Here is a 16,415-nt window from a genome sequence, read left to right as displayed (position 1 = left end):
CCCCCTGACCGGCCCCCCGCCCCCGTTGATCATGAAGTTATTGCGCGCCCGCCCGGCGTGTCGTGGCAATAACTTCATGATCAACAGGGAGGGGGTGGGGGTGGGTGGTTGTTGACTTGGGTATTCGCTCAGTGAATAGTGGGCTGCGTGTCTACGCCGCATGTCTTGCTTGGGCTGTTGGCTGGTGGGAGCCGGCACGGCTATGAGCTCAAGCGTGCGCATGACGAGCGGCTGCCCCGGGCTCGACCACTGGCCTTCGGGCAGGTCTATGCCACTCTCGGCCGCCTGGAACGCGACGGCCTGGTGGCCGCCGCCGGGCAGGGCCGCGCGGCCGGGCCGGATCGCACGGCGTACGCGCTGACCGGCGAGGGGCGGGCCACATTGGACCAGTGGCTCTCCACCGTGGAACCACCCATGCCATACGTGGCCAGCACGCTCTTCGCCAAGGTCGTGGTGGCGCTCCTGGTCGCCGACGTCGACCGGGCCCGGTCCTACCTGATCGCCCAGCGCACCGCGCACACCGCGCGGCTGCGTGAGCTGACCGCGGTCAAGACCGACCCGGCGGCCACCCTCAGCGACGTGGTCGCCGCCGACTTCGCGATCGCCCACCTCGACGCGGATCTGCGGTGGCTGCACGCCACCCTGGGCCGGGTCGCCGACTGGCACCGGGAGGTGCATCCGTGACGCAACTCCAGGCTCGCGGCGTGGTTCGGGCGTATGGCCCGACACCCGCGCTGCGCGGTGTGACGCTCGACGTGGCCGAGGGCGAGATCGTCGCCGTCACCGGTCCGAGCGGCTGCGGCAAGTCGACCCTGCTGCACTGCCTGGCCGGGATCCTCCGGCCGGACGTCGGCGAGGTCACCTGGCGCGGGCACCGCATCGACACCTGGTCGGAGGCGGCCCGTTCCCGGCTACGGCGCACCGAGTTCGGGGTGCTGTTCCAGTTCGGCCAGCTGGTCGCCGAGTTGACCGCCGCGGAGAACGTCGCCCTGCCCCTGCTTCTCGCCGGCACGGGGCGGCGAGAGGCGCGGACGGCGGCGCTCACCTGGCTGGAGCGGTTCGGCGTGGCGGAGCTGGCCGACCTCCGGCCGGGTGAGATGTCCGGCGGTCAGCAGCAGCGGTGCGCCACGGCTCGGGCGCTGGTCACCGAGCCCTGGGTGCTCTTCGCCGACGAGCCGACCGGTGCGCTGGACACGCTCACCGGCGAGCAGGTGCTCACCCAGCTGGTCCGGCTCGCCCGTGAGCAGCACACCGCCGTCGTGCTGGTCACCCACGAGCCGCGGATCGCCGCGTACGCCGATCGGGAGATCGTGCTGCGCGACGGCCTGGTGGACCACACCGGCCTGGGGCTCGATGTGCCGCTGGCCGGCGGCGCCCGGTGAGACCGGCAACGCTGGTCCGGCTCGCGCTGGCCGGCACCCGCACCGACACCGCCCGGGTGGTGCTCACCGCGCTCAGCGCCCTGCTGGCGACCCTGGCCGGGCTCGCGGCGCTCACCGTGCTGGCCATCGAGAAACCGGCCGGTGACGCCTGGGCGCAGTCCGAGCAGTACCGCAACGCGTTGCTGCGGGAGCCCGGGTTGCGGGGCGGGACCGCGTTCGCGCTGGTGATGCTGATGATCCCGGTGCTGGCGCTCGCCGGCCAGTGCGCCCGGCTCGGCGCGCCAGCGCGGGACCGCCGGCTGGCCGCGCTCCGGCTGGCCGGCGCCACCCCCGGCCAGGTCACCCGGCTGGTGGTGCTGGAGACCGGCGTGGCCGCCCTGCTTGGCACGCTCGTCGGGCTGGGCGCCTACCTGGTCGGTCGCGAGTTGCTGCACCGACCGGACGAGCGCGGTCAACTGGCCCTGCCCACCGATGTGCTGCCGTCGACCGGCGCACTGGCCGCGGTGGTGCTTGGTCTGCCGGTCGTCGCGGCACTGGCCACTGCCCTGATGCTGCGTACGGTCACCATGAGCCCGCTCGGGGTCAGCCGCAGGGCCGTCCGCGAGCGTGGTCCGCGGCCGTGGGCCGGGCTCCTGATCGGGCTGGGCGTGGCCTCGTTCGCAGTGGTCCGTCCGGTGATGTACAGCGTGGACGGCAACGATGATGTGCTGGGCTGGCTGGTGCCGCTGTTGTACGTGGCGGGTGGGCTCGCGGCGATGATCGGGGTGGTGATCGGCACCGGCTGGATCTCGTACACCTGCGGGCGGTTGATGCGTCGGCACGCCCGCCGTCCCGCGGCCCTGCTCGCGGCGGGCCGGCTGATGGCCGACCCGTGGGCGGGCAGCCGCACGTTCGCGGCACTGCTCGCGGCCCTGATCTTCGGTGGCGGGGCGGCCGCGCAGCGCGCCTACTTCGCGACCCAGGATCAGCTCGACCGGGAGCAGAGTCGGCTCGCCGGGGTGGACGGGGGTGGCGCCGACCCGTTCTACCTGTCCACCATGGATCTGGTCGAAGCGGCGGTCGCGGTGGCCATCCTGATCGCGGCGGGCGGGCTGATCGTCGCGCTGGTCGAGGGGATCGTCGCCCGTCGGCGCGCGTACGCCGCGCTGGTCGCCACCGGGGTGCCCCGCGCCACGCTGAGCCGTTCGGTGGCCTGGCAGGCGTTGGCCCCGGCGGTGCCGGCGATCCTGCTCGCGCTCACCGTGGGCACGCTGCTCGGCCAAGGGCTCTTCCGGGAGGTGTCGACGGGCGTATCGTCGAGGGAGATCTGCGAGGCCACGGCCGCGCTGTGTGACGACCCGGCGACCCGCGACCAGTACACCCGTATCGTCTACACCCCCGAGATTGTGCGAGCCATCCCCGTACCCCTGGAGCAGTTGGCCTGGCTCGGCGCCGGTGCGTTGGTCGCGGTGCTGGTGACGGTCGGCATCGGCCTGCTCTTCCTGCGCGCCAGCACGGCGCTGGACGAGCTGCGCACGACCTGAGCACAGGTGGACTGGTCAGGTGGGGGCGTGGAAGAGGCCGGCGGACCAGGAGATCAACAGGCCGACGGCTGCGGAGCAGCAGCAGACGAGCAGCGCGGCGGCGACCACCCCGAGGATCATCCACCCGGACATGCGGCGGGCCGCACCCGGCTTGTCGGTCCCCGATCCGTCCCGATCGCCGGCCTCGTCGTTCACGCCGGAAGTCTAGGTGGGTTGATCGCGCAGTTCCTTGGAAGTAGTGGCCTCGACGGACGACCGAGGCCACTACTTCCAGGATCGAGCGCGATCATGCACACCTGACGGGTCAGGCGCGGCCGATACGGTCCAGGATCCAGGCGTTGATGAACGCCTCCTCGCGCCAGGCGTCGTAGCGACCGCTCGGGCCACCGTGCCCGGCGCCCATCTCGGTCTTGAGCAGGTAGTCGCCGCCCGGGGCGACCGCCCGCAGCCGTGCGACCCACTTCGCCGGCTCCGAGTAGAGCACCCGCGTGTCGTTGAGGCTGGTCACCGCGAGGATCGCCGGGTAGTCCACCGCGGCCACGTTCTCGTACGGCGTGTAGGACTTCATGTACGCGTACACCTCGGGGTCTTCCAGTGGGTTGCCCCACTCCTCCCATTCGGTGACGGTCAGCGGCAGCGACGGGTCGAGGATCGACGTGAGCGCGTCCACGAACGGCACCTGCGCCACGATCCCGGTGAACGCGTCCGGGGCGAGGTTGGCCACCGCACCCATCAGCAGGCCGCCGGCCGAAGCGCCCCGGGCGACCAGCCGGTCACTGGCCGTCCAGCCGGCCTTGACCAGGTGCCGGGCGCAGGCGACGAAGTCGGTGAAGGTGTTCTTCTTGGCCAGCAGCTTGCCCTGGTCGTACCAGCGCCGGCCCAGCTCACCGCCGCCCCGGGTGTGCGCCACCGCGAAGACCACGCCCCGGTCCAGCAGGGACAGCCGGGCCACCGAGAACCACGGGTCCATGCTGGCCTCGTACGAGCCGTAGCCGTACAGCTCGCAGGGCGCCGAGCCGTCCCGGGGCGTGCCGACGCGGCAGACCAGTGAGATCGGCACGCGGGTGCCGTCGTCGGCGAGCGCCCAGTCACGGTGCTGCTCGTACTCGGCCGGGTCGTACGGTCGCCCGTCCGGACCGGGCAGCACCGGCTTCTGCTTGCGCAGCACCATCTGACGGGTGACCAGGTCGAAGTCGTACACCGAGTCGGGGGTGATCAGCGAGGAGTAGCGCAACCGGACCTGCCCGGTGCGGTACTCCGGGTTGGCGTCCAGCCCGACGCTGTACAGCGGCTCGGGGAAGTCGATGTCGTACCCGTCGTCGCTGCCCACCGGCAACACCCGCAGCCCGGTGAGCCCGTCGGTGCGCAGCGAGACCACCAGGTGGTTGGCGAAGGCGTCGACGGCCTCCAGCCGGGTGCCGGGGGTGTGCTCGATCAGCGGCACCCAGTCGCCCGGCACGTCCGCCGAGGTGAAGGCCAGCGCGAAGTCCTCCGCGCCGTCGTTGTGCAGGATCAGGAAGCGGTGGCCGTGATGCTCCACCGCGTACTCGATGCCCTGGCGGCGGGGTGCGATCACGGCCGGCGCGCCGGTCGGGTTGCCGGCCGGGATGACCAGCACCTCGCTGGTGATCTTGCTGTGGATGTCGATCAGGATGAACTTCTCCGACCGGGTCAGCTCCACGCCCACCCAGAACCGCTCGTCGTCCTCCTGGTGGACCACCACGTCGTCGGCGGCTGCCGAGCCGACGGTGTGCCGCCAGACCCGGTTCGGCCGCCAGGCGTCGTCGACCGTCACGTAGAACAGCACCGAGGCGTCGGTTGACCAGGCGGTGCCGTAGAACGTGTCCGGAACCTCGTCCGGCAGCAACTCGCCGGTGGTCAGGTCCTTCACGCGCAGGGTGAACCGCTCGTCGCCGGAGAAGTCGGTCGAGTAGGCCAGCCAGCGACCGTCGGGGCTGACGTCGAACGCGCCCAGCGAGAAGAAGTCGTGCCCCTCGGCCAGCAGGTTGCCGTCGAGCAGCACCTCCTCGCCGTCGAGCGGGGCACCCTCCGCGCTGACCGGCGGCTCGACCTCACCGTCGCGGACCGCGCGCCGGCACTGCACCCCGTACTGCTGGCCCTCGACCGTCCGGGTGTAGTACCAGTGCCCGCCCTTGCGGGTCGGCACGGACAGGTCGGTCTCCCTGGTGCGCCGGCGGGTCTCCTCGAACAACTCGGCGCGCAGCGCGGTCAGGTGTGCCGTCCGCGCGTCGGTGTACTCGTTCTCGGCGGTCAGGTAGGCGATCGTCTCCGGGTCGTCCTTGGCGGCGAGCCAGGCGTACTCGTCGACGACGGTGTCGCCATGGTGGGTGCGCTCGCTGGGCACCCGCTTCGCCGCGGGCGGGGCAGTCTCGGTGGTCACGGCGGCCACGTTACCGGCCGGCCCCCGCTGTAGGCCGGACCAGCGGCATCCCAATAGCAACCACGAGGGCATTCGAACACATGTACGATGGCCGGCATGGCGGCAGCAGCAAGTTCCCTCGGCCGGTCCGGAGCCCTTGAGATCACCCGGCGGTTGGCGGCGATCTGCGGCCCGCCGTTCTCCCGGATGGCCGGGCCGGCCGACGAGGTGGCGGGTCGGCCGGCGCGCTGGGTGGCGGTGCCGGGCGGCCCGCACGCCGCCGCCGAGGTGCTGCGACTGGCCGCCGCGCACGACCTGGCGGTGGTGCCCCGGGGTGCCGGCACGAAGATCGACTGGGGTGCCACGCCCGTCCAGGTCGACATCATGCTCGACACCGGCCGGCTGGCCGGCATCGGTCACGAGCCGGTCGGCGCGCTGGTGACCGAGGTGGGGGCCGGCACCCCGCTGCGGGCGGTGCAGGCCACACTGGAGCGCACCGGGCAGCGGCTGGCGATGGACGCCCCGTCACCCGGCGCGACCCTGGGTGGGGTGCTCGCCGCCGGCGAGGCCGGCCCGCTGCGCTACCGCCACGGCAGCCCCTGTGACCAACTGCTCGGTGTCCGCTATCTCGGTGCTGACGGTGAGCTGGTCAGCGCCGGAGGCGGCGCGCCCGGGCTCGACCTGGCCCGGCTGCTCTGCGGCTCCCAGGGCGCGCTCGGCGTGCTGGTCTCGGCAAGTCTGCGGGTGCAGCCGGTGCCGGCGAGCCGACTCTGGGTGTCCCGCCCGGTGTGGACGCCGCTGGAGGTGCACGACCTGATCCGGACGATCCACGCAGCCCGGCTGGAGCCGGCGGCCATCGAGCTTGACCTGCCCGGAGGCACGCCCCGGCCGCGCACGCCGTACCCGCCCGGCCACCCGGCCGCCACCGCCCGTGAGCGTCATCCGTCGATGTCCGGCCGGGCCGGTGCCCCGTCGCGAGCGGGCAGCCTGGTGGTGCTGCTGGAGGGCGGCCCCGCCGACGTTACCGAGCGCGCCGAGCGTCTCGTCGGTCTGCTGCACGGGGAGGCGACGATCGCGCACTCCGCGCCGACGTGGTGGCGCCGTTACCCGTTCGCGCCCGGCGACACGGCGCTGCGCCTGGAGGTGCCGATCGGCGACCTGCACGCCGCCGTCTACGCCCTGCGCGACGCGGCCGGCGCCCCGGTGCCGGTGCGAGGGTCCGCCGGGCTGGGCGTGGTGCACGCGGCGCTGTCCGGAGCGCTGGCTCCCGACCGGGTGGCGTCCATCCTGGCCGCCGTCCGAGGGGTGCTGCTGGCCCGGCAGGGTCGCTGCGTGGTCGTCTCCGCTCCCGCGCCGGTCCGGCAGGCTGTCGACCTGTGGGGTGAGCTTGCCGGCCTCGCCCAACTGCGAGCGGCCAAGGAGCACCTCGATCCGGAGCACCGGCTCGCCCCCGGGCGCCTACCTGGCGGCCTCTGACACCACCGTCGGCCGCCCGGTCAGTCCAGCCACGCCAACGGTGGCCAGCTGCGCGGTGATCAACGCACGGACCACCGGCGGGGAGTACGGCGTGGCCTGCGCGACACTCGACATGACCGTCAATCTACCGAGCAGACCCGAAATCCGGGGGCCGCGTGCGACGGTCAGGGCGCGTCGTTGCGGAGCATGTCAGGGCGCGTCGTTGCGGAGCACCAGGATGGCGATGTCGTCCCGGGGCGGCTCGACCGAGAAGTTGATCGCGGCGGCGCGCAGCCGAGCGGCCACCACGTCGGCCGAATACCCGGCCAGGGGCGCGGCGGCGTCCCGCAGCCGGTCGGTGCCGAACAGCTCCCGGCCGCGCCGCCGCTCGGTGACGCCATCGGTATAGAAGATCAGCGAATCGCCCGGTGCGAGCGTGATCTCCGCCGTCGGCGAGGTGATCGTGTCGAGCAGACCGAGCGCGGTGCCACCGGTGCCCACGAACCCGGCGCCACCCCCAGCGGCCAGCAGCACCGGCCGGTCGTGGCCGGCCAGGTGCAGCGACACGTCCAGCTGGTCGCCCTCACCCGGCCCGACCGCCGCCAGTGCCAACGTGCAGTACCGCCCGCCACCGCGCTCGACCAGCGTCTCGTTGAGCCGCGCCAGCGCCTCCGGCAATGGTTTGCCGTCACCGACGAGCACCCGGATCACGTCCCGGACCAGCCCGGTCACCGCGGCGGCCTGGACACCCTTGCCCGAGACGTCACCGATCACCACCAGCCAGCGCCCGTCGGGCAGCGGCACCACGTCGTAGAAGTCGCCCCCCACCTCCGCGTCGTCACCGGTCGGGACGTACTCGGCGGCGAAGCCGATCCCGTCCACCAGCGGCAGCACCGGCGGGAGCAGGGACTGCTGGAGCGTCTGCGCCACGCGGCGGCGCTCGGCGTGGATCCGGGCGTTCTCGATGGCCAGCGCGGCCCGCCGGGCCACGTCCTCCAACACCGCCATCTCGTCCGGGTCGTGCCGGTGCCGCTGGTGCCGCCCCACCGCCAGGGTGCCGAGCCGCTGCCCACGCGCGATCAGCGGGACCGCGAAACCCTCCATCGGCCCGCCCAGGGGGATCTGCGCCGCGTTGCGGGACGCCTCGCGCAGGCGGGCCTGGATCGAATCCGGCCCGGTCTCCGCCAGCACCTTGTGCAGCTGCGGCAGCACCGACTCGTCGGCGTGGCTGGCCGCCGCCAGTTTGAGCCGGCCCCACTCGTCGGTGGTGTGCACCGCGCACCACTGGCCGAGCCGCGGCACCACCAACTGCGGGACCAGCGCCATGGTCAGCTCGACGTCCAACGACTGGGCGAGCAGTTCGCTCGCCTCGGCAAGGAAGGTGAGCCACACCTGGCGGCGAAGGTCGGCCCTGCGCAGCCGGTCGTTCTCCAGGTGCAGCGACAGCCGTTCGGCGGTGAGCACCGCCAACGGCCGGGCGTACGCCGACGGTGCGGCGTCCAACTCCAGCTCCCCGGCGTACGGGCGGTGCACCGTCAGCGGCACCCGGAGCAGCTCAGTGCCGGGGCGGGGCGGTCGGCCGAAGCGGGCCAACACCTGGCGGCCCTGCCCGTCGCCCCGGTCGAGGCGGATCGTGCCGCCGGCCGCGCCCACCATCTCGGCGACCCGGCTGAGCAGGCTGGTGGCGAAGTCGGGCAGCGGGTCGTCCGCGTACAGGTCGGGGGTGGTTTGCATGAGTTCGCTCATCGCGCTGGCGCTCGGCGCGGAGCTGTCGGTGCTCGTACGAGAGTCGGCGCTGGCCGGTGACGACTCGCCACCGACGGTGCCCTCGGCCGGCGGGTCGGCGCCGGGGCGGTCCAGCCGGAACCAGACGCCCTTCCCGGTGGGCAGGTACGTGGTGCCCCAGCGGCTGGCGAAGTGGTCGACCAGCAGCAGCCCTCGACCCCGCTCGGAGACCTCGTTGATCTCCGTGGAGTCGTTGCGGGTCCCGACGGTCAGCTCGTCGCCCGAGCCGGGCGCGAAGTCGGAGACGGTGACGGTCAGCCCGATCTCGTCGGCGACGACCTCGATGTCCAACTCGGTGCGGGCGTGTTCGACGGCGTTGGTGGTCAGCTCGGTGGTGAGCAGCAGGGCCTCGTTGGCCAGCTCGTCCAGGTGTGACTCGGTCAGCACCGAGCGGACCACGGCGCGGGCGGCGGCGGGCGTACGGCGGTCTGCGGGCAGGCGGACGCGCCGGACCGCCCCGTCCCGGGCCCCGGCCGTCGCGGGCCCCGCCTCGGCTGACACCCCCGTATCCTCCACCGTCCCCCTGCCGGGTGCCAAGCCGATCACTGATCCGGGACGGCGCACCTGCGGTAGCGCACGGGCCTCGTGCGCCGGAAGGAGAGTAGGGATTCGCCGCGAGATTTACGACGCGCCGGGCCGGTTCGGCGTCGATCGGGCGGATCCGGCGGCGATCCGGGCCACCTGGCGGGTCGCACACCCTGGCACCACGGCGCGCGCGGGCACAATATGGGGTGCCGGTGTGTCCGCACGGACCGGCGCCCCCGAGTTGAGCGAGGAATGATGACCACGGCGAAGCAGTCGGTGGCGGATCCGTCCGCGCCCGACCACGAGGCGCTCCTCGGTGAGTTGACCGAGGCACTGCGACGGGTCCGTCGCGGCGACCTGAAGGTCCGGCTTCCCCGCCGCGCCGGCACGGCCGGTGAGGTGGCGGACGCCTTCAACGAGGTGGTCTCGCTCCAGGAGCGGCAGTACCTGGACCTGCGGCGGATCAGCCGGATCGTCGGTCGCGACGGCCGGCTCACCGAGCGGCTCGACGACGAGGGGTTGGACGGTTCCTGGGCGGAGGGGCAGCGGGCGATCAACTCGCTGATCGACGACCTGGGCCGACCGACCACCGAGATCGCCCGGGTGATCGTGGCGGTAGCGGACGGCGACCTGTCCCAGCACATGGCGTTGGAGATCGACGGCCGGCCGCTACGCGGTGAGTACCTGCGCATCGGGCGCACGGTGAACACGATGGTCGACCAGCTGTCGTCGTTCTCGAACGAGGTGACCCGGGTGGCCCGCGAGGTGGGCACCGAGGGCAAGCTGGGCGGCCAGGCCGACGTCCGGGGCGTCGCCGGCACCTGGAAGGACCTCACCGACTCGGTGAACACCATGGCGTCGAACCTGACCGGCCAGGTGCGGTCGATCTCGCAGGTGGCGACGGCGGTGGCCAAGGGCGACCTGTCGCAGAAGATCACGGTTGGCGCGCGCGGTGAGGTCGCCGAGCTGGCCGCCACGATGAACTACCTCACCGACACGCTGCGGCTCTTCGCCGAGCAGGTGACCCGGGTGGCGCGTGAGGTGGGCACCGAGGGCAACCTGGGCGGCCAGGCAGAGGTGCCGAACGTGGCGGGCACCTGGAAGGACCTGACCGACAGCGTCAACTCGATGGCGTCGAACCTGACCGCCCAGGTCCGCAACATCGCGCAGGTTTCCACGGCGGTGGCGCGTGGTGACCTGTCGCAGAAGATCACGGTGGCGGCGCAGGGCGAGATCCTGGAGCTGAAGGACACCGTCAACACGATGGTGGACCAGCTGTCGTCGTTCGCCGACGAGGTGACCCGGGTGGCCCGTGAGGTGGGCATCGAGGGGAAGCTGGGCGGTCAGGCCCAGGTGCGCGGCGTCTCCGGCACCTGGCGTGACCTCACCGAGAACGTCAACCAGCTGGCCGGCAACCTGACCAGCCAGGTCCGCAACATCTCCCAGGTCTCCACGGCGGTGGCCAAGGGTGACCTGTCGCAGAAGATCACCGTCGACGCCCAGGGCGAGATCCTGGAGCTGAAGAACACCGTCAACACGATGGTCGACCAGTTGTCGTCGTTCGCCGACGAGGTCACCCGGGTCGCGCGTGAGGTGGGCACCGAGGGCAACCTGGGCGGTCAGGCGCAGGTGAAGGGCGTCTCCGGCACGTGGCGTGACCTGACCGACAACGTCAACTCGATGGCGTCGAACCTGACCAGCCAGGTCCGCAACATCGCCTCGGTGACCACGGCGGTGGCGAAGGGTGACCTGTCGCAGAAGATCACGGTGGACGCGCGGGGCGAGATCCTGGAGTTGAAGTCGACTGTCAACACGATGGTCGACCAGTTGTCGTCGTTCGCGGACGAGGTGACCCGGGTCGCGCGTGAGGTGGGCACCGAGGGCAAGCTCGGCGGTCAGGCGCAGGTACGCGGGGTTGCCGGCACCTGGCGCGACCTGACCGACAACGTCAACTCGATGGCCTCCAACCTGACCGCCCAGGTGCGCAACATCGCCCAGGTCTCCACGGCGGTGGCCAAGGGTGACCTGTCGCAGAAGATCACCGTCGACGCGCGGGGCGAGATCCTGGAGCTGAAGTCGACTGTCAACACGATGGTCGACCAGTTGTCGTCGTTCGCCGACGAGGTGACCCGGGTCGCCCGTGAGGTGGGCACCGAGGGCAAGCTCGGCGGTCAGGCGCAGGTGAAGGGCGTCAGCGGCACGTGGCGGGACCTCACCGACAACGTGAACTCGATGGCCTCCAACCTGACCAGTCAGGTCCGCAACATCGCCTCGGTGACCACGGCGGTGGCGAAGGGCGACCTGTCGCAGAAGATCACCGTCGACGCGCAGGGCGAGATCCTGGAGCTGAAGTCCACGGTCAACACGATGGTCGACCAGCTGTCGTCGTTCGCCGACGAGGTGACCCGGGTCGCCCGTGAGGTCGGCATCGAGGGCAAGCTCGGCGGTCAGGCACAGGTGAAGGGTGTCTCCGGCACCTGGCGCGACCTCACCGAGAACGTCAACCAGCTCGCCTCGACGTTGACCACGCAGCTACGTGCCATCGCCCAGGTGTCCACCTCGGTGACCCGGGGCGACCTGACCCAGCGGATCGCGGTCAAGGCGCAGGGCGAGGTCGCCGAGCTGAAGGACAACATCAACCAGATGATCGTCACCCTCCGGGAGACGACCAAGAAGAACGCCGAGCAGGGCTGGCTGGACTCCAACCTGGCCCGGATCGGCGGCCTGTTGCAGGGCCAGCGCGACCTCGGCGAGGTCTGCCGCATGATCATGACGGAGGTGACGCCGCTGGTCGACGCCCAGCTCGGCGCCTTCTTCCTGGCCGACGACACCGACGGCAGCATGCGGCTACGGCTGACCTCCTCGTACGGGTACGTGGCGCGGGGGAACGACGTCACCTTCGGGCCGGGTGAGGGGCTGGTCGGGCAGACCGCGCTCTCCCGCCGCACGATCCGGGTCAGCGCCTCCCCGAACAGTCGGCTCACCCTGCGCTCCGGCCTGGCCGAGACACCCCCGTCCGACCTGGTGGTGCTCCCCGTGCTGTTCGAGGGTGAGCTGCTCGGGGTGATCGAGTTCGCCAGCGTGTCGGCCTTCTCCGAGCTGCACCTGTCGTTCCTGGAGCGGCTGGTGCTCACCATCGGCATCGCGGTCAACACCATCCAGGCCAACCGGCGTACGGAGGAACTGCTGGCCCAGTCGCAGCGGCTGGCGCACGAGATGCAGGAACAGTCGGCGGAGTTGCAGCGCACCAACGCCGAGCTGGAGGAGAAGGCCACTCTGCTTTCCGAGCAGAAGGGCAACATCGAGACGAAGAACCGGGAAATCGAACTGGCTCGGCTGGGCTTGGAGGAGAAGGCGCAGCAGCTGACCCGGGCGTCGGCCTACAAGTCGGAGTTCCTGGCCAACATGAGCCACGAGCTGCGTACGCCGCTGAACTCGCTGCTCCTGCTGGCCCGCCTGCTGGCGGAGAACTCGGAGCAGAACCTCAGCCCGAAGCAGATCGAGTTCGCCCGGACCATCCACGGTTCCGGCTCCGACCTGCTGCGTTTGATCGACGACATTCTCGACCTGTCCAAGATCGAGGCGGGCCGGATGGACGTCGAGCCGACCGAGATCCGCTTCGCCGAGCTGCGCGGCTACGTCGAGCAGGCGTTCGCGCCGCAGGCCGAGGAGAAGAACCTGGACTTCCAGGTACGGGTGAGCAAGGATCTGCCGCCGGCGCTGGTGACCGACGCGCAGCGGTTGCAGCAGATCCTCCGCAACCTGCTCTCCAACGCGGTGAAGTTCACCGACAACGGTGCGGTGACGCTGCGGATCGCCCCGGCGGCGGACAACGCGGTCTTCGACGTGCCGGCGTTGACCAACGCTCAGCAGGTGATCGCGTTCACCGTGATCGACACCGGGATCGGCATCTCCGACGACAAGTTGTCGATCATCTTTGAGGCGTTCCAGCAGGCAGACGGCACGACCAGTCGCCGCTACGGCGGCACCGGCCTGGGCCTGTCGATCAGTCGCGATCTGGCCCGGCTGATCGGTGGCACCATCACCGTGTCGTCCGCGCCCGGTCAGGGTTCGACCTTCACCCTGTTCGTACCGCAGGTGCTGGCCCCGGACGCGGTGGTCGCGCCCCAGTCTCCGTCCCCGCAGCGCGCCGGCCTGCCGTCGTCGCTGCTGATGCCGCCGCTGGAGCTGCTGCCGGAGCGGCCGGAGGCTCCGGTCACCCGCCAGCTGGACGGCGCCACCGTGCTGATCGTGGACGACGACGTGCGCAATGTCTTCGCCTTGACCAGCGCGTTGGAGCTGCACGGGATGACCGTGCTGTACTCGGACAACGGGGCGGACGGTGTCCGCCTGCTGGCCGAGCATCCGGAGGTGGACATCGTGCTGATGGACGCCATGATGCCCGACCAGGACGGTTACGAGACCACCCGCCAGATCCGCCGCAACCACCGGTTCGCCGACCTGCCGGTCGTCTTCCTGACCGCGAAGGCGATGCCGGGCGACCGCGAGTCGGCGCTCGCTGCCGGGGGCAGCGACTACATCACCAAGCCAGTCGACCTGGACGACCTGATCGAGTTGATGTCGTCCTGGATCAGCGGCAGCCGGACCAAGGAGACCTCGTGACCCAGACGGCCAAGGCGCTGCTCGTGGACGACCGGCGGGAAAATCTGATGGCCCTGGAGGCGATCCTCCAGGGCCTGCCGGTCCAGTCCGTGGCCGTGGAGAGTGGCGAGGCCGCGCTCAAGCAACTGCTGGTGGACGACTTCGCGGTGATCCTGCTGGACGCCCAGATGCCGGACATGGACGGCTTCGAGACGGCCAGCCACATCAAGCGCCGCGAGCGGACCCGGCACGTGCCGATCATCTTCCTCACCGCCGCCGACCGGGACGCCCAGCTCGCTCTCCGGGGCTACCAGGTGGGCGCGGTGGACTACCTGACCAAGCCGTTCGACCCGTGGGTGCTGCGGGCCAAGGTGTCGGTCTTCGTCGAGCTGTGGGTGAAGACCCGGCAGTTGGCCGCCCAGTCTGACCTGGTCCGGGAGCGCGATACCCAGTGGCGGCGGCTCACCGACGCGGTCGACGAGGCGACGACCCTGCTCCGTTCCGACGACCCGGAAGCCCGAAACCGGGCGGTGGATCTGATCGAGCAAGCCCGCTGGGGCAACACCGCCTAAGTACGTCCCCCGCCCCCGCCAAGCCGCCCCCCGCCAAGCCGCCCCCCGCCAAGCCGCCCCCCGCCAAAGCCGTTCCCCGCCGATCTAGGGCGAATCGCTGTTCGCAGAGATCAACTAGCGAGGATTTCCCCTAGATCGCCGCGAGCATGGGGCGGCGCGGCGCGGGGAGGGCGGGGCGGGCGCGGGGAGGGTGGGGTGTTAGCCGGTGGGTTGGTCGTTGCGGATCATTAGGGCGCTGCGGAGGCCCGTTATGTCCAGTACTCGGATCAGGAAGTCGCCCACGTGGGTCAGCATCAGCAGGCTCTGCGCGTGGCTGGCCTTGCGGCTGAGGACGACCAGGGTGCCCAGCCCCTGCGAGTCGCAGAAGGTGACGCCGCCGAGGTCGAGCACGATTCGCGGGGGCGGGTCGGCCAGCACCTCGTTGACCACGGTGGAGAGCTGCGCTGCCGTGAGCATGTCGATCTCACCGGCCAGGCGCAGCACTGCTTCGTCGCCCGTCCGGTGTAGCGTGATGGACAGTTCGGCACGATCCACCCGGTCAGCCTAGCGCGATCCGACCGCCCCGGCCTGTCGAGGCCGCGAGCCGTCTCCTCGCCCGTGTCGCCGCTGCTGGCGGGCACCGGCGATGGGTGAGCCCGGTAACCCCACTGCGGGGTGGCTGCTGGTTGGCCGTTCGGCGCTGACACAATGGCGGCATCGTGACCGACATCTTCCCAGCCGGACCCGGCCGTTACCCGGCCGAAGCGCCGGCCTCCGAGGCCCTGTTCGACCGCGCCCGCGCCATCGTGCCGGGCGGGGTGAACTCTCCCGTGCGCGCCTTTCAGGCGGTCGGCGGCACCCCGCGCTTCATGGTTCGTGGCGAGGGCCCGTGGCTGTACGACGCCGACGACCGTCGCTACGTCGACCTGGTCTGCTCCTGGGGCCCGCTGATCCTCGGGCACGCCCACCCGGAGGTGGTGGACGCCGTGCAGGCCGCCGCAGCCCGGGGCACCAGCTTCGGCACTCCCACCCCTGGTGAGGTGGAGTTGGCCGACGAGATCGTCGCGCGGACCCCGGTGGAGCAGGTTCGCCTGGTCAACTCCGGCACCGAGGCGACCATGTCGGCGGTCCGGTTGGCCCGTGGCTTCACCGGGCGCTCCAAGATCGTGAAGTTCGCCGGGTGCTACCACGGGCACGTCGACGCGCTGCTCGCCGCCGCCGGGTCCGGCGTGGCCACCCTGGGCCTGCCCGACTCACCGGGCGTGACCGGCGCGACGGCCAGCGAGACGATCGTGCTGCCGTACAACGACATCAGGGCCGTCGAGGAGGCGTTCGCCGCCGAGGGTCCGCACATCGCCGCGGTGATCACCGAGGCCGCCGCCGGCAACATGGGCGTGGTCGCTCCCCGCGATGGCTTCAACCAGCAGCTCGCCCGGATCGCGCACGCGCACGGCGCGCTGCTCGTGGTGGACGAGGTGATGACCGGGTTCCGGGTCTCCCGCGCCGGGTGGCATGGCCTCGACGCCTCCGACGCCGACCTGTGGACGTACGGCAAGGTCATGGGTGGTGGCCTGCCCGCCGCCGCGTTCGGCGGGCGCACCGAGATCATGGCCCGACTCGCCCCGGCCGGCCCGGTCTACCAGGCCGGCACGCTCTCCGGTAACCCGCTCGCCTGCGCCGCCGGCCTGGCCACGCTGCGGCTCGCGGACGACGCGCTGTACCGCCGCCTCGACGAGACGGCCGCCGTCGTGGGCAAGCTGGCCTCCGACGCGCTGGCCGCCGCCGGGGTCCCACACCGACTGTCGTACGCGGGCAGCATGTTCTCGATCTTCTTCACCGACGCCGACGTGGTCGACTACGACAGCGCCCGCACTCAGCAGGTGCCGGCGTTCAAGGCGTTCTTCCACGCGATGCTCGCCGCCGGCGTCTACCTGCCGCCGAGCGCGTTCGAGTCGTGGTTTGTCTCGGCGGCGATCGACGACGCCGCTCTGGAGCACATCGCCGCAGCGCTGCCGACGGCGGCGAGTGCGGCGGCAGCGGCTGGTCACGGGGGGTAGTGGTGAGCGCGAGGAGTGAGCCGGTTTTGCGAGCCCCGCAGTCGCGAACGGAGGGGGTCCGGTGAGCGCGAGGAGTGAGCCGGTTTTGCGAGCCCCGCAGTCGCGAACGGAGGGGGTCCGGTGAGCGCGAGGAGTGAGCCGGTTTTGCGAGCCCC

Annotated in this window: 12 protein-coding genes; 7 read left to right on the top strand and 5 right to left on the bottom strand. The window is 71.6% G+C overall.

The window, feature by feature from the left end; genetic code table 11:
- The first annotated feature begins 147 nt into the window (after positions 1-147).
- Genes ABZT18_RS15880 through ABZT18_RS15870 form a run of 3 tightly spaced genes read left to right on the top strand, consistent with a single transcriptional unit; the run spans position 148 to position 2,905 of the window.
- Complete coding sequence (locus tag ABZT18_RS15880; protein WP_354992754.1) at positions 148-684, top strand: PadR family transcriptional regulator; 537 nt, start codon at positions 148-150, stop codon at positions 682-684.
- Complete coding sequence (locus ABZT18_RS15875; RefSeq protein WP_354992753.1) at positions 681-1,382, top strand: ABC transporter ATP-binding protein; 702 nt, start codon at positions 681-683, stop codon at positions 1,380-1,382. Before ABZT18_RS15880 ends, ABZT18_RS15875 begins: the two co-directional genes overlap by 4 nt.
- On the top strand, positions 1,379-2,905 hold the full coding sequence (locus ABZT18_RS15870) for an FtsX-like permease family protein (RefSeq protein WP_354992752.1): 1,527 nt from the start codon (positions 1,379-1,381) through the stop codon (positions 2,903-2,905). The genes ABZT18_RS15875 and ABZT18_RS15870 overlap by 4 nt, the downstream gene beginning before the upstream one ends.
- 15 nt (positions 2,906-2,920) lie before the next feature.
- Here the strand turns inward: ABZT18_RS15870 and ABZT18_RS15865 are convergent, their stop codons facing one another.
- Together ABZT18_RS15865 and ABZT18_RS15860 are read right to left on the bottom strand one after the other, a co-directional pair.
- Positions 2,921-3,100, bottom strand: coding sequence for a hypothetical protein (locus ABZT18_RS15865; protein WP_354992751.1), 180 nt, complete (start codon positions 3,098-3,100; stop codon positions 2,921-2,923).
- 109 nt (positions 3,101-3,209) lie between these two features.
- Positions 3,210-5,306: a S9 family peptidase gene (locus tag ABZT18_RS15860; RefSeq protein WP_354992750.1), complete on the bottom strand. Its 2,097-nt coding sequence runs from the start codon at positions 5,304-5,306 to the stop codon at positions 3,210-3,212.
- A gap of 96 nt (positions 5,307-5,402) precedes the next feature.
- On the opposite strand from ABZT18_RS15860, the gene ABZT18_RS15855 reads away from it, so the two are divergent.
- On the top strand, positions 5,403-6,761 hold the full coding sequence (locus tag ABZT18_RS15855; protein ID WP_354992749.1) for an FAD-binding oxidoreductase: 1,359 nt from the start codon (positions 5,403-5,405) through the stop codon (positions 6,759-6,761).
- On the opposite strand, the gene ABZT18_RS15850 is transcribed toward ABZT18_RS15855, so the two are convergent.
- Positions 6,744-6,875: a hypothetical protein gene (locus tag ABZT18_RS15850; protein ID WP_354992748.1), complete on the bottom strand. Its 132-nt coding sequence runs from the start codon at positions 6,873-6,875 to the stop codon at positions 6,744-6,746. The genes ABZT18_RS15855 and ABZT18_RS15850 overlap by 18 nt on opposite strands.
- A gap of 75 nt (positions 6,876-6,950) precedes the next feature.
- Positions 6,951-9,026 (bottom strand): SpoIIE family protein phosphatase, encoded by a 2,076-nt coding sequence (locus ABZT18_RS15845; protein ID WP_354992747.1) that lies wholly within the window; start codon positions 9,024-9,026, stop codon positions 6,951-6,953.
- A 279-nt stretch (positions 9,027-9,305) separates the two neighbouring features.
- On the opposite strand from ABZT18_RS15845, the gene ABZT18_RS15840 reads away from it, so the two are divergent.
- On the top strand, positions 9,306-13,673 hold the full coding sequence (locus ABZT18_RS15840) for a HAMP domain-containing protein (protein ID WP_354992746.1): 4,368 nt from the start codon (positions 9,306-9,308) through the stop codon (positions 13,671-13,673).
- Positions 13,670-14,224 carry a response regulator gene (locus ABZT18_RS15835; RefSeq protein WP_354992745.1) on the top strand — a complete coding sequence of 185 codons (555 nt, stop codon included), beginning with the start codon at positions 13,670-13,672 and terminating at the stop codon, positions 14,222-14,224. The genes ABZT18_RS15840 and ABZT18_RS15835 overlap by 4 nt, the downstream gene beginning before the upstream one ends.
- 198 nt (positions 14,225-14,422) lie before the next feature.
- Here ABZT18_RS15835 and ABZT18_RS15830 read toward each other — a convergent pair whose 3' ends face one another.
- Positions 14,423-14,758, bottom strand: a complete 336-nt coding sequence (locus ABZT18_RS15830; protein WP_007454492.1) for an STAS domain-containing protein — start codon at positions 14,756-14,758, stop codon at positions 14,423-14,425.
- 164 nt (positions 14,759-14,922) lie between these two features.
- Between ABZT18_RS15830 and hemL the strand changes: the two genes are divergently transcribed.
- Complete coding sequence (gene hemL / locus ABZT18_RS15825) at positions 14,923-16,260, top strand: glutamate-1-semialdehyde 2,1-aminomutase (protein ID WP_354992744.1); 1,338 nt, start codon at positions 14,923-14,925, stop codon at positions 16,258-16,260.
- Positions 16,261-16,415: the final 155 nt, after the last annotated feature.

This window comes from Micromonospora sp. NPDC005291 (assembly GCF_040607415.1).
Classification (GTDB): Bacteria; Actinomycetota; Actinomycetes; order Mycobacteriales; family Micromonosporaceae; genus Micromonospora.
The sequence above is the reverse complement of the archived record's forward strand: the minus strand, read 5'-3'. Positions and strand labels throughout refer to the sequence as shown.

Bases quoted from the DNA above. Each gene is read 5' to 3' on its own strand.
- ABZT18_RS15850 (WP_354992748.1), bottom strand. From the start codon at position 6,875: ATGTCGAGTGTCGCGCAGGCCACGCCGTACTCCCCGCCGGTGGTCCGT.
- ABZT18_RS15855 (WP_354992749.1), top strand. From the start codon at position 5,403: ATGGCGGCAGCAGCAAGTTCCCTCGGCCGGTCCGGAGCCCTTGAGATC.
- ABZT18_RS15840 (WP_354992746.1), top strand. From the start codon at position 9,306: ATGACCACGGCGAAGCAGTCGGTGGCGGATCCGTCCGCGCCCGACCAC.